We start from the raw sequence: 13,393 nt of genomic DNA on the forward strand, positions 1-13,393 counted from the left end.
AACCATCCAAATCAGCCCATCAAAATGTCTATTTCACCTATCCTAAGACATAGCATCTACTTGTAAATTTGTCAATAGCTTAAATTAGGAAAACATTAAAGATTAATTAGTGTTAAATATTAAATCATTCGATTTCAAGCCGGTACATTGGTAGACAAGCGCAGGAAAAAGTTAAAAAATTTAAATACTCATTTTAAAATTTAAAAAATATGAAACTTAAAAGTTTAGCAATCGCGCTATGTTTAATCGTAGGCGGTCAATTGGCAATGGCACAAGTAAAAGTCGCCGATGTGGTAAAGGATTGGGAAAGATCGAAAGCTTATACTAAAGAATATCTGGATGCGATGCCGGAAAGTGGCTATGCGCTAAAGCCTACTCCAGAAATGCGATCTTTTGCAGAACAACTATTACACCTGGCAGATGCCAATTATGCTTTTGTTTCGGCAGCTACAGGAACGAAAGCTCCATATGCTCAGGCCGAACTGGAAAAAACCAGTAACAAATCCAAATCTAACGTGAGCGACCTGGTATTGGCAAGCTATGATTTTGTAATCGATAACGTAAAAAAGATGTCTGATGCACAATTAGACGAAGCTACCAAATTGTTTGATCGCTTCGATATGTCTAAAGGAGCGGCTATAGCTAAGGCTTTTGAACATCAGGTACATCACAGAGGGCAAACAACAGTATACCTTAGATTGGCAGGTGTTAAGCCTCCACAAGAAAAACTGTTTTAAGTTACTTTATGAATAGCACTTCAGTTTTATCTAAATGGGATGATTTTACTTGTATCAAACAACATAATCATCCCACTTTTTATTATTATTTCAATCTCTTTTTTTGCTCTCCTACTGGCAAAAAGTTCTCTTCAGATATCACCTTCTTACCTGTTTTTTCTTCAAGCGCCAACCTAGCGTCTTTGGCAATTTTCCCGCCTTTTTTACCTGCAACGGCATTTTCTTCTAGTCCCTCAGCTTCATCACTTTCTGCAATCTGGCGTGTCGACAACTCGGCCAACGCTGTGAACAACAGTTCCGCTTCGGTCATATGATCTCGTAGATTTTGTCTTTCCAGGCCTTTCACATCTTTATGTGTCTTTACCGTCATACCTGTCCATTCCTGATGAATAATATTGGTTAGCAAAGAAAACTCATCTCCTTTTTGAACACCATGCTCTTGCCAGTAATCAGTCAACTTACTACGGGTCTCCTGTCCAGACATGCGCTGCTGAATCCATTTCTCACTCCTACCAGCCTTCTGCCAATTTTCTCTGGCTCTATCCAGACTTTGCTCCGGATCGGCGATTTCCTGCATCCGTTCATAGCCAACTTTAGCAAGCCATATTTTAAATGGCTCAGCTTTAGGTGAGGGAATAGATTGAATTAAACGAAGTAAAGACGTTGTATCAGCTACGTCGGTTTCGCGCATCTTGCCATCTCCAGCCTTCATTTTCAACTGTACGATTTTTTCGTACAGTTCACTCCCCTCAATGTCAAGTTTCTTTTTCAAGTCACTCCAATACCGTCTAGGTACAGAACTTCCCGTCAATACCTCAATTACGTCAATCACAGAAAAATACCATTTCTGATCAGTTTCACTCCATTCTGAACGAATTCGCTTGCTCTCAAATAATTTGATATTCATATTATAAAGATTAAGAGCTAATCTAAGCCCTTTTTCAGCCAACAGCCACAAATAAATAGGAATATATTATTTATTGGAGATGATTTCCGGACTACTAATTGTTTTAACGATCAACCTGTTTCTGAGTTTATTTTCTTCAGGAAATACGCAATCAGACTTAATCGGTGAGAAAAAAAATCCCTATACATCCATAATCCTCGAATATTCCGGGACACATTTTTCCCTTTAGGATCAATCAAAATATAGATTTGTACTAACGAGGATTGGAGTGCCTTTTCATTATAACCTTACCTCTGGCACGTTTCTTAGACTCTTTAGCATACTTAACCTGAGCTTTATCTTTTTTGCCGAAGATCTTCGTAAACCACTGACTGAATTTGCTGGTTTGGTTTTTACTGGATTTGTGCAGTAAGTTACCTGAAGGAGCGATAACAATCGCTGCACTCCCGATGACCGGTTGCGTACCATTTGGATCAGCGACATTACCGTTTACGACAGGATTTGTACGCACAGGATCCCCTACAACCTGAGCCTTGCTCAGCTCAGTACAAACCAGGCATACAGCTATTATAAGAAACGTAGACTTTAGATATTGGTGCATTATTTTTTTCGTTTAGTTTGACTAAATATACAGTATTTGTATCAAACAAAAAACAACAAAGAAATGAATACCAACGTATTACAATGGATATGCGGTATCACTTTTAATTTCAGACATCACAAATGACGTTTGAATAGTACTTATACTGGATAAGGTCGCTAGTTTTTCATTATAAAATAAATTGTAATCATCCATGTCGCGTGTGGCAATCCTGAGAATAAAATCAAATGTACCGGTCATTTGAAAGCATTCCATTACTTCTTCAAATTTTGCGACTTCTTCCTTAAACTCTTTCAAGCACTCTTTGGTATGGGATTTTAAGTGGACTAACGAAAATGCGATATGACTTCTTTCTATTTTTCTGTTATCAAGAACAGCGACAACCCGCTTAATGAATCCATTCTCTTTTAACCGCTTTATCCGTGCGTGAGTTGTAGCGATAGACTTATTTACCTTAGTGGCTATAGCCTCATTGCTTTGAGCAGCATCTTTCTGCAAGATCTGTAGTATTTTGATGTCAATATCATCTAAACCTGTAGCCATAAAAAGTCGATTCTAAATTGTTAAACTGAATAAAGATACAATAAAAACAGATATAACTGAATAATTTACGGATAATCGAAAAAGTATAGCGAGATCTTATTAAGATATGCCTACTTAGTTCATAATTTTCAAAAAGTTATAGCCTTCTCGGGTAATGATCAGGATACCAAGTATTAAAATAAACCAGCCAAAACAGGCTTTTAATCTTTTTGAATTGATCCTGTCGGCAAGCCTTGCTCCCGCTACACTACCTACCAATGCTATTGCAGAGATGATGAGCAAGAATTTCCAATTTATGTCCACGTGATCAAGATCATTTACGAAACCCGATAATGAGTTTAGTGCGATAACGGCCAGCGATGTGCCCACCGCTTTTTTAATGTCCATTCCTAGCAGTAGGGTCATTACAGGAATTAACATGAACCCACCACCTGCCCCCAAAAAACCTGTGACGATTCCTACCAACAGTGCATAAGGAATAGTTGATAAAAGGTTTCCGTTAGCAGGGATATTTTCTACATCGTCTTTCCTGCCTTTATTGATCATAACAATTGCTGCTAAAATCATCAGACAGGCAAAAAGCACAATACAGAGCAGGTCGTAACTTACAGGTGCATTACCCAAATGTCCAAAAGATTTGGGCATTACCGGAATGATGAAATGTCTGATGGCAACGACCACAATCATGGAAGTAAGTCCGAACGCCAGCGCAGAACCAATTAACACATCACCTTTACGAAATTTACCTGTTGCGGCGAAAAAACTAGTTATGCCTACTACAAACAATGAATATGAAGTAGCCAGAATTGGAGGCATATCAAACAGGAAAACCAGTACCGGAACCATCAATATACTTCCACCTGCGCCAATCAGCCCAAGTGAAATGCCTATTGAGGCACAAGCAAGATATCCTATCAGTTCCATTTTATTGGAAATTATATAGTTGAAGGTTCCTTCTTTTGAAATATTGAGGCTGCAATTTCAACCGCTTTGAAAATTTCCGCCTCAGTAGTATGCTTACTAAAAGAAAAACGCAGGGTAGCACAAACATCAGATTTGCCAATCGCCCTGATTACATGTGAACCGCCATCACCACTACTGCAGGCACTACCTCCCGAAACACAAACACCCTTCATATCAAATAAAGTAACCAGGTATTCACCTTGTTCATCTAAAGGGAAACAAACGCTTAATACCGTATAAAGTGAATTTTCAGGATTATTAAAAGAAACGCCAGGAATTGCCAACCTAAGCTGCGTTCTCATAAACTGGTTTAGCTGTGCAATGTATTTGCTGTCACGATCATAACCCGCAGAAGCAAGTTCAAGCGCTTTTGCAAATCCGACTATACCGTGTACATTTTCTGTCCCGGCACGTAATTTCCGCTCCTGGCCACCTCCAAAAATCAAAGGATAAGCCTTGATCTCATCACTCACATAAAGTAAACCTGTACCTTTTGGACCATGAAATTTATGTCCTGCGGCAGAGGCGAAATGTACCCCGCACTCTTTTAAATTGATTGGATAATGTCCAATGGTCTGAACACAGTCGGAATGAAATAAGGCTGCATTTTCCCTACAAATTCTACCCACCAGTTCGATATCAAGCAGACTTCCTATTTCGTTATTGGCATGCATTAATGACACCAAACACTTTTTCCCAAGCTTTGATTGTGTAGAAAGCTGGGTTTCCAGATTCTTATAATCAACTTCACCACTCTCTGTAAGTTTAACATACGAAAATGTTATATTTTTACTATGTGTATAATGCTCAACGGTATGCAACACCGCATGGTGTTCAATAGGAGAAGTGATGATATGTGTACAATGAAGTTCATTGACAGCTGAAGCGATAGCCGTATTGTTGCTTTCAGTTCCCCCACTTGTAAAAATAAGTGTTGATGGTTTTACACCCAGGATCTTCCCAACGCTCTTTCGGGCTTCCTCAATCGCCGATTTTGTATTCCGGCCAAGGGAATACGCGGAAGAGGGATTACCAAAATGTCCCTGCATATAAGGTAGCATGGCATTTAAAACTTCAGGGTCAAGTGCCGTAGTTGCTGCATTATCGAGGTAGATAGGTTGTTCCATACTGAAAAGAAAAATAAGTTAGTCAACAACAAAACTCGATGAAATTTAAAAAAACATCAATACTCCTTCATTATTCCATAAATTATTCGGTTTTTTAATCAAATTACAGCATTAATTTCAGCAACAGTACCTATTCCTCTCATTGAATTGAAAATATACTACTTATGATTATTTATCAGTACGGATATAATCTTTGTTAAGGTCAGTAACAGGTGGTGCATAAGTTTTGCTTTTCCAGATCTGCATTAAGGTCATTAACTCTTTTACTTTGTCGGCTTTTTTTGCGGCCAGATTAAACTTTTCACCTAAATCAGTTTTTAAATTATACAACTGTACCGAATTATCCTCGAAGTAATGATGTAATTTCCAATCTCCCTTGCGTATAGTTTCACCTGGTCTTGTCCGGAAAATTGGGTCGTTAGTTTCTTTATTCCCTCCTTCTAAATAAATTGGAAAATACCAATATAAGGGGCGATCAATTAAAGTTTCACCTGCTTTTTGGGTAAGCAGATAATTGTAAACACTTTCCCCGTCAACCTGCGGGTAATTTGTAATTCCTGCCACATCCATTAAAGTAGGATAAAAATCTAAGTTAGTTACAGGCAGGTCAGATGTTTTACCGGGTTTTATTTTATCCTTCCAAATAAAGGCTAATGGTACACGGGTACCGCCTTCAAAATAACTTCCTTTGCCTGCCCTCAATGGATGTTGATGGGTTACGCCATTCAACCCTCCGTTATCTGAGGTAAAAATGATGAATGTATTTTCCAATACACCTTTTTCTTCGAGTGCTTTTACCAGAACCCCAATATTCCTATCCTCGTTATTAACCATAGTAGCGTAGGCTTTATTGGTTTGCCCTTCATCACCTTTATTCGCAAACTTGTACATTAAACTGTCTACTTTTTGGATTGGGGTATGTACTGCGTAACTAGCATAATAAAGAAAAAAAGGTTTGTCATTTTTTAAACTTTTTAAATAATCAACCGTTTTATCCACAATTAAATCCGGTAAATATTTGGTATTCGGTCCTTCCAGCTTAACATTTTTATAGGGTGGATAATAACTACCTGGGCTACCAGCATGAGAGCCTCCAATATTAACATCAAAACCATATTGTAGTGGATCATCGCTCATATGCCATTTCCCCGCAATACAAGTAGCATATCCGTTTTCTTTTAAAACCTGTGGGAGAATTTTAAACCTGGGATCTAATGTTTCTATATTCTTTACAGGAATCAATTTTCGGTCTCTGCTGTTCCCTCTCGCTGAAGTACCCACCGTATAAATACCGTGTCGGGTTGGCCATAAGCCTGTTAGTAAACAGGCCCTGCTTGGCGCACAATTGGAGGCTGCGGCATAACCATTTGTAAAAACCACACCTTGCTTTACAAGCGCATCTATTACTGGTGTTTCATAAAACTTAGAACCCATAAACCCCGCATCTTTCCATCCCATATCATCAATATTAATGATTAGGATATTAGGTCTTTTCGACTGGGCATTTAAAAGCGTCGAGCAAAAAAGAAATAAAAGAATTATGCTAAGATTTTTCGTCATGTTATTCCGTGTTTTCAGATAAAATTAATGCTTTCATTTTATCAACCAACAATTTCTGTACAGACTGCATAGCAATCACGATAAAACTCCCCTTAGAACATCTTTACCGTTTGTCTTCTGGTATCATTTGTCATTGCCCACAACATATCATTTGCATTTTTTGCCGGCTGTGTGCTCACTGTTCTTTCTGCCAGGATATGTGCTTCGAAGCCTGAATTTTTATCGTATTCAATTTTAATTTCCTTTCCGGCATAGGGTAACAAATTAAAAGCATGCATTGTCCATGCCTGTGCTTTGTCATTGATCATACCCGATTTGGCATAGCTGGCAAAGGCATTCAATTTCGATTTATTGCTTCTGCTTGGTTTGAGCAGCTCTCCGTTTATCTTTATCGCCGGACTTTCGGGATAACCTATAACCAGCAAATCGCAACGTCCCTTTACATCACCTGGTACCATCAATGTAGTCGCAGGCAAATTATTGTCCGCTTTGTCTGTAGTGAACTTTAGGTCTGACAGCGCAGCAACAGGAGCTCCGGATGGCTTACCTTTCTCGAACTCAAATGCCAGGGTAGCATAGCCTGGTATTTCAATCACCATATCCTTACCTGAAACAAATGCCAGCGGATACGCTGCCTGGTATGGGAATACCACGTTGGCACGATAAGCTTCCTGACTTCCTCCCTTATATCCCACAGTATGATCGAACGGGACAATAAGTTTTTGTGTAACCGCAGCGGTATTCCGGGCAATCAGCACACCTTTATCACCTTCCCATCCTACATAGCCATAAGCTTTGCCATCATCAGGTCTTCCACCGACAAAGACTGTATTGGTCAGCATTGCGCGGTTCTTTTTCGCCCAGCCATCAACAGTGCAAAGTACCTTCCAGTCATCAGGTTTCATTACTGATGGAGAGATGTACCATTCCTTTAACAAAGTACCCCGTCCATAGTGCATCAGTACATATTCTGCCCAATCCTGCAGGTTGTCTTCCTTGCTTTCCATCATTCCTGTACTCGTTTTGATGATACCATGTGTCATCAATCTTGATATGGGGATCAATGGTCTGTCTGCCGGGTTACCATACATCCGCCAGATGTATGTATCCCGATCTGTCGACCCCATTGTTCTGGTCGAAATTTCGGCCCAGTTACCATTCGTACCGTCATCTCCGGCAAGCATCCAGAGGTAATCCGAATATTTTAACCACCAGGGTGAGAACCAGATCCAGTTGGTCATGTTCTGATAAATACCAGGGTTCATTTTACGGGTAGCTGTCAGTACTTCAAGCGTTGCATCCAATGTTGCCTCATGACCGTGGCGGTCTGTTGCCGGATGATTATTCCCTTCGCCCATATCGCTAAGCACATTAAAGTCGTGCTTGTAATAAATTGTGTTGGTTTCTTTGGCAATCTGCGGAATCTTTTTCAATACTTCTTCTTTGTATTTGGTTGCGGAAATACTGTAGTTTCTTCCGTACCTTTTGAAGTAATCATTCCGGACTGCTTCTTTATATCCATTTTCAACGCCCCAATCAATATTATTGGTATAACCGTTAAGTGACAGCCACAACCCAAACCCTACACCTTCGTCATTTAGTTTATCACTCAATGCCTTCACATCTTTATAACCATTGGGAAAATATTTAGGTGTTGGTTCCCAGATAGACTTTCTGTCCTGCCAACCATCATCGGCCACCATGGCGTCCATTTTTACCCCATACGGACTTATTGCGGTTTTGAATGCGCGCCATATATTTAGTAATCCGTCGCCTTTTAAGTCCTTAGCCTGCGGCTCAAACCAGTTATTAAAATGCAGGAACGAACGTGGGGCTTTCCATATTGTAGCCAGGTAGTCCATGAATGCCAGCTCTACATCTTCCTGTTTTACAGTCGTCCCGGCAACTGCAGTCTTGCTCACAAGCTTATATTTTGAACCATGCTGAACAGCAAACCCTGGAAAATGCATTAAGCGCAACAATCCCTTTCTGGCCTGTGGTTCAATATCTCTTCCATCAAGGTCAATAAAACTGTAGTTACCTACTTTCTCATAATGCCGGCTATAGTCTTGTGGCGTATTGCCGTCGGTATGCCGGCTATAGCCAGCAGGATATTCCAGACCGAAATACCATAGCTGGTTTACAAACACAGGTTCCCCACGTCCGCCACCAATTGCCTGCTGATCTGTTGTAAAACGTTCTACCTCCAGGCGGTCTACCGTAGCTGGACTTGCATATTCCAAGGTCAGTTCTTTTCGACTAAAAGACTGCCCTTTCAACAGATAATACTTAATGGTTAACTTTTGCGGTACCGCATCTTTACCTTTGTTTACAGGTAAGGGTTCATAAACAATACTAAGGGAAACAGTATCCTTAAGTGTTTTTAAAACCGGCTTTGCTACTACTCTGAAATCGTTAATGGTATATATTTTATTGCTGTTAAGTGGCAGAATAGAGAATTCGTCGCTATTCACTATCAGTGTTTTATTTCCCTGCAGGTTTGAAAATTTTTGGGTTCGCCATCCTTTCCCATCAAACTTTAAGGTCCGTGCTATTTTATCGTTTTTTAAAATGATTTGCTGAGCATAAATACTGAACGGTAAACAAAGTAATACGATGAGTAATTTCCTGATCATGATAGTGATAGCTTAGTATTTGGTTTAAACAAATAACGCCATTACGAACATACGATCATTTTACGCTACTAACATTTCATTAAAGAATTTTGGCAAAGACACTGGCTGTGTCATGCTTTGATTATGATGATTCCTTTCCTATATAAGTCCAATGCTTTTTGCAGGATGTTTTCAATTGTCTTTACAGGCAGATCTATGTTTGGGTTAACTCTAAAAATCTTCATCCTGGAACGATCGCCTTGTTCAAGTTTGGGATGGTCAAGGTATTTCCCTTCTACCATAAGGATATATGGACCGCCTGTTTTTTTATCAGTCCATAAATAGCAAAACATTTTTTTTTTATAGCAGAAGCAGGGCATGCCCCACTTCTGTGTTTCGGTGACCTCTGTATCCTGCTCAAGTATAATACTTCGCAATGCGAGCAAACAACTTTTGTTGGGCTCGTCTTTGTTCAGATAGTAGTTATGAAGGTCGTTTAACATTGATTTCTTATTTTACGGCTATTAAAAAGTCTATCTCTGCATTTGCAGGATTTTGAGCTTTTTCTCCAAAAACTTCCAGGTCTGCAGTAAACGCTCTGTCTAAATCCATTCCCCAGATTTCAATCCATTTATTGATAATCAGTCCTTCCATCAAATCTCCTTTTGCGGATAACTTCACATAGTTTCCACCGTCAAATGATTTTCCGGTCATTCCATCAGGAATATCATTTAAGCTTTCTACTTTACAACCTAATATCGTAGTGTAAGGTCTTGTATGGTCTTTTTCATAATCAGTATAGATCGAATATACAGTATTATCAATTTTGTTGGGAATAGCTTCCATGATTTTCTCTTGCATAAACCTGGCCCACAAATTTGAGATATCTGTTCCTGCCTGCCCGTTTTCATTTGTGGTTCTTACTGAAATCCCAATTACTTTAAAAGGCTCTATTTTTAAACTGTTCATTTTTTTATTTTTTTTGATGAACTACAAAATTAAAATGGCAATGCGACAGCCTTATGTCAAGGGTTTAGATAAATATTTCGCTTTGCAAATTTCAAAATACTCCTGCAGCGTCATTTTATGAGGTTCAAACCTGTCTGTCAAAGTGTTTAGATTTTGTATTCTATCCAAACGGAAGGACCTGAAATCTTTTCGCAGTCGGCAAAAGGCAATAAGTATCCAATTGTCTTGTGTACTATAAAGTGCAAATGGCTCAATAGTCCTGTCAGTCGTTTGTTTCGTTTCCGGTGAATGATACTTTATTTTAACAAGATTAAAATTTGTCAGAGCCAACTGTAAGGTTGAGAGGTAATCACTGGTTTTATCATTATCGGTCCCCTGTCTAAACACAATGCGGCTGGAAAGCAGGTTAGCTTTATCTTTCGTATTGCTACGTAAAACAGATTTTATTTTATTGATGGCTTCAGTGTATTCTTTTACGAACGAAGCATCTTTATTTTTAAGTATGAGTTGCTCCGCAGTGATCAATGCATTGGCTTCGCTTTCGGTAAACATTACAGGTGGGACAGTATAACCCTCCATTAAGGTATAACCTTTCCCTTCTTCTGCAAAAATGGGTATACCGGCTTGTTCTAATGCCTTTACGTCCCGATAAATTGTCCTGTTGCTCACCGAAAATTTGGTTGCAAGTTCGGAAGCAGTTAAAAGCCGTTTTGTTTGCAGCTGTGTTAGAATTGCGGTTAATCGTGAAAGTCGTTTTGTGTCTTTATTGTCGTTCATCAGTCGTTTTCTGTCGTTACATTTTGAGCCAGTTCATAACTATAACTACAATCAACTCAAATATAATAAAACAACGGGTCGATTAATTTACACTAATGACGATTTTACACATTGGACTTCACTATCATAAAAAAGGCGGGCTTTGCGCCCGCCTCACCTGCTCTCCAGACCAAGCATTTGTGATCAACTTATGTTGAGAACCTTTACAGATTTTACTTTTTAAAAGAGATCTGCCAGTTAATCACCTGGTTTTCCCGGGCTTTGATCACAACTCTCAACCATCCCTTTTCTGTTTGAGGTAAAATATCAATAGTTACATTTTTTGCATCCCCAATTAATTTTGCTTTATCTACCTTCCAGGCTGCGCCATCATTTAAACCCGCAATACGCAACTCATAAGTGTCTCCACCAATTATTTTGCTGGTTCCTGTTAATACCCCGGCTTTCCAGTCTTCCTTAAGCAAGTCGATCATTCCCTGGGTTACGTGTTGCGAAGTAGAAACCACCACTGGATGATTGGTTCGGGCACGAACAGCAATCATTTTACATGATTCTGCAGGCAACTCCTCTGAGATGGCACCGGAGATATTCTCCATCGGCTTATTCGCCCAAAAATCAAATGCATAATACGTTTTTTTACTATTCAATCCTGCCCAATCCAGTGTGGTACTTATTTTATGAGTGGTAGTTTCCCAATTAAATAAACCAATTACATTTCGTTCCGTCCCTGTTTTTTTATCTGATGCACGCCAGATAGATGGTAAAAATTTATCAAACAAGTCCACAGGCCGGGCTATGCCTTCATGAGAGGCCATACAGCGTTTCATAATATCAAGTCGTTCCTCCGGTAAATCAGGAAGCCAATCGCTGCTCAGAAAGAACTGGCTTGTAATTGCAACAAACGAAGGTAGCAACCTGGCTCTTGTCAAACTACCAATTCCACCAGCACCCGGATCTGCGGTTGACAACCCCTTTTCCCTAAGCATAGATGGATCAGGATCATTCCACCAAATCTTACCGTTCATGAAGTAGAGTCTGGAGGCGCGAATTACACCTGTGCGAATGGTTTGCCCATCATGATTAAAATCGGGCCCAATGCGCATGGAATTGACTAAGCCAATTGAAGCTCCAAATGAGCGCATATTCTGACTTGCGCTACATCCAGAAAAAAACACATCCTCACCAACTGCTTTCCTTATAATCCTCAAACCATCTCTATAAGCTTCAATTTGAGTTTTAAGTGGGTTGAACAAGGGTTTTGAATTACCAATACTGTCGTTTTTGTAACCATCATTAATATAAACCAGCTTGGTAACTGTTCCTGTAAAAAGTCCATCCATTTTAAAATAATCATAACCCCAGTTTTTCATGGTTTTGGCAAGATCAGCGATATGGGTTTGCACTTCAGGTTGAGTAAGATCAAGAGAGGTTCCGCCCCAGTTTGTATCGAAAGGCTTACCATTTGTATGCTTCGCAAACCAGTGCTGACGGTCTTTGTATTCGGGATCCTGATAATTACGGGCGAAGGGCATCCACCAGATTCCATTTCCTAAACCAGCCGCTTTAAGTGCTTTTGCAGAACCAGACATCCCATTGGGGTAGCCACCTTTTGGATCCACCCGATCAAAACCACGACGGGGCCCATTGAATTTACCACCTGCCTGCCATTCGTCATCTATTTGAATTACGCCTAACCCAAACGATTTTAGATTCTTTTCTTCAATAAATTTCGCCAATTCAATATTAGAAGCTTCACTACCGGCACCACCGTTTTTTTCGGAATACCATGTACAATAAACCGCACTACGTGCCTTCAGCTTAATATTTTGTTCCTTTGCCACAGCATCTGCAAATTGTTCTTCACCTAAACGAGCATCATCAAAATAACCTACTATCATTGTCTCTACAGCTTCACTTTTTCCGGCAGGCAAAAGAAAGTGCCCATAATCTATCTGTGCCTTTATTTTAACTAAGTTATTCTCAATATTTGAGAAAAGCACACCACTACCTTTTTCGTTGGTAATCCAACCTGCTACCACACCATTACGGGATTCAGGATCAACCGTTGTCAGGAAAACATAACTACCTGGATTTTTATCGGGTGCAAGCAATCCACCAGTGCCTATGGTTTTCAATTGATTTGCGGGCTTCCCGAGGTCAACACTGAAAGAAACGGGGATAAGTTTTGGAATATCGACATCGCTGTTGCCAGCATTTTTTATAGTCTGGCTTATAAAAAGAAAAGGCTGTTGGGGATAAAGTGCAAATGAAAATAAATTCCCATCAGTTGTTGTTACTAACAATGCCGCACCGTTACCAAAAGCAGTACTAACCACTTTTTTCTGCTCCACAGTTTTAATGACGCCGTTTGGAACCACATTTTTCAGGAATGTCTTTTTAGCTGATTTAGCTCTTACTTCAAATCCTTTAACTGCGGGATTGTATATCACCGTTAAAAGCTGATTACTTATACTGTTCTTTGTAACAGGAGGGACAACATTGTCCCTCCCGATGTATTTTATTGATACCGGATACGCACTAGTCACCGAAAAAGTGAGGAGTGCCATTGTAATTACAAATAGCTTCTTCATATA

Annotated in this window: 12 protein-coding genes; 1 reads left to right on the forward strand and 11 read right to left on the reverse strand. The window is 39.6% G+C overall.

The annotated features are described in order from the left end of the window. Nucleotides 1–209: 209 nt before the first annotated feature. Nucleotides 210–737 carry a DinB family protein gene (locus R2Q84_RS16020; protein WP_316817584.1) on the forward strand — a complete coding sequence of 176 codons (528 nt, stop codon included), beginning with the start codon at nucleotides 210–212 and terminating at the stop codon, nucleotides 735–737. Between the two features lie 85 nt (nucleotides 738–822). Here R2Q84_RS16020 and R2Q84_RS16025 read toward each other — a convergent pair whose 3' ends face one another. The 11 genes from R2Q84_RS16025 to R2Q84_RS16075 all read right to left on the reverse strand — a co-directional run bounded on the left by R2Q84_RS16025 (nucleotide 823) and on the right by R2Q84_RS16075 (nucleotide 13,390). Beyond that, nucleotides 823–1,644 (reverse strand): BRO family protein, encoded by an 822-nt coding sequence (locus R2Q84_RS16025; protein WP_316817585.1) that lies wholly within the window; start codon nucleotides 1,642–1,644, stop codon nucleotides 823–825. A gap of 253 nt (nucleotides 1,645–1,897) precedes the next feature. Beyond that, the gene (locus R2Q84_RS16030) at nucleotides 1,898–2,245 is read right to left on the reverse strand and encodes a hypothetical protein (protein WP_316817586.1); all 348 of its coding nucleotides are present in this window, start codon (nucleotides 2,243–2,245) and stop codon (nucleotides 1,898–1,900) included. A 78-nt stretch (nucleotides 2,246–2,323) separates the two neighbouring features. Further along, complete coding sequence (locus tag R2Q84_RS16035; protein ID WP_316817587.1) at nucleotides 2,324–2,788, reverse strand: Lrp/AsnC family transcriptional regulator; 465 nt, start codon at nucleotides 2,786–2,788, stop codon at nucleotides 2,324–2,326. Between the two features lie 114 nt (nucleotides 2,789–2,902). Further along, complete coding sequence (locus tag R2Q84_RS16040; RefSeq protein WP_316817588.1) at nucleotides 2,903–3,712, reverse strand: sulfite exporter TauE/SafE family protein; 810 nt, start codon at nucleotides 3,710–3,712, stop codon at nucleotides 2,903–2,905. Between the two features lie 11 nt (nucleotides 3,713–3,723). Further along, a complete protein-coding gene (locus R2Q84_RS16045; protein ID WP_316817589.1) occupies nucleotides 3,724–4,878 on the reverse strand; it encodes a cysteine desulfurase family protein in 1,155 nt (384 codons plus the stop codon). A 168-nt stretch (nucleotides 4,879–5,046) separates the two neighbouring features. Beyond that, complete coding sequence (locus tag R2Q84_RS16050; RefSeq protein WP_316817590.1) at nucleotides 5,047–6,438, reverse strand: sulfatase; 1,392 nt, start codon at nucleotides 6,436–6,438, stop codon at nucleotides 5,047–5,049. Nucleotides 6,439–6,530: 92 nt separating this feature from the next. Further along, nucleotides 6,531–9,074, reverse strand: coding sequence for a hypothetical protein (locus R2Q84_RS16055; RefSeq protein ID WP_316817591.1), 2,544 nt, complete (start codon nucleotides 9,072–9,074; stop codon nucleotides 6,531–6,533). Nucleotides 9,075–9,184: 110 nt separating this feature from the next. Further along, on the reverse strand, nucleotides 9,185–9,556 hold the full coding sequence (locus R2Q84_RS16060; protein ID WP_316817592.1) for a DUF1801 domain-containing protein: 372 nt from the start codon (nucleotides 9,554–9,556) through the stop codon (nucleotides 9,185–9,187). A gap of 7 nt (nucleotides 9,557–9,563) precedes the next feature. Beyond that, on the reverse strand, nucleotides 9,564–10,022 hold the full coding sequence (locus R2Q84_RS16065; protein WP_316817593.1) for a GyrI-like domain-containing protein: 459 nt from the start codon (nucleotides 10,020–10,022) through the stop codon (nucleotides 9,564–9,566). A gap of 51 nt (nucleotides 10,023–10,073) precedes the next feature. Continuing rightward, on the reverse strand, nucleotides 10,074–10,799 hold the full coding sequence (locus R2Q84_RS16070; protein ID WP_316817594.1) for a YafY family protein: 726 nt from the start codon (nucleotides 10,797–10,799) through the stop codon (nucleotides 10,074–10,076). 212 nt (nucleotides 10,800–11,011) lie between these two features. Next, complete coding sequence (locus R2Q84_RS16075; protein ID WP_316817595.1) at nucleotides 11,012–13,390, reverse strand: alpha-galactosidase; 2,379 nt, start codon at nucleotides 13,388–13,390, stop codon at nucleotides 11,012–11,014. Between the last annotated feature and the right edge of the window lie 3 nt (nucleotides 13,391–13,393).

The sequence above is a fragment of the Pedobacter nyackensis genome, assembly GCF_032678475.1.
Classification (GTDB): domain Bacteria; phylum Bacteroidota; class Bacteroidia; order Sphingobacteriales; family Sphingobacteriaceae; genus Pedobacter; species Pedobacter nyackensis_A.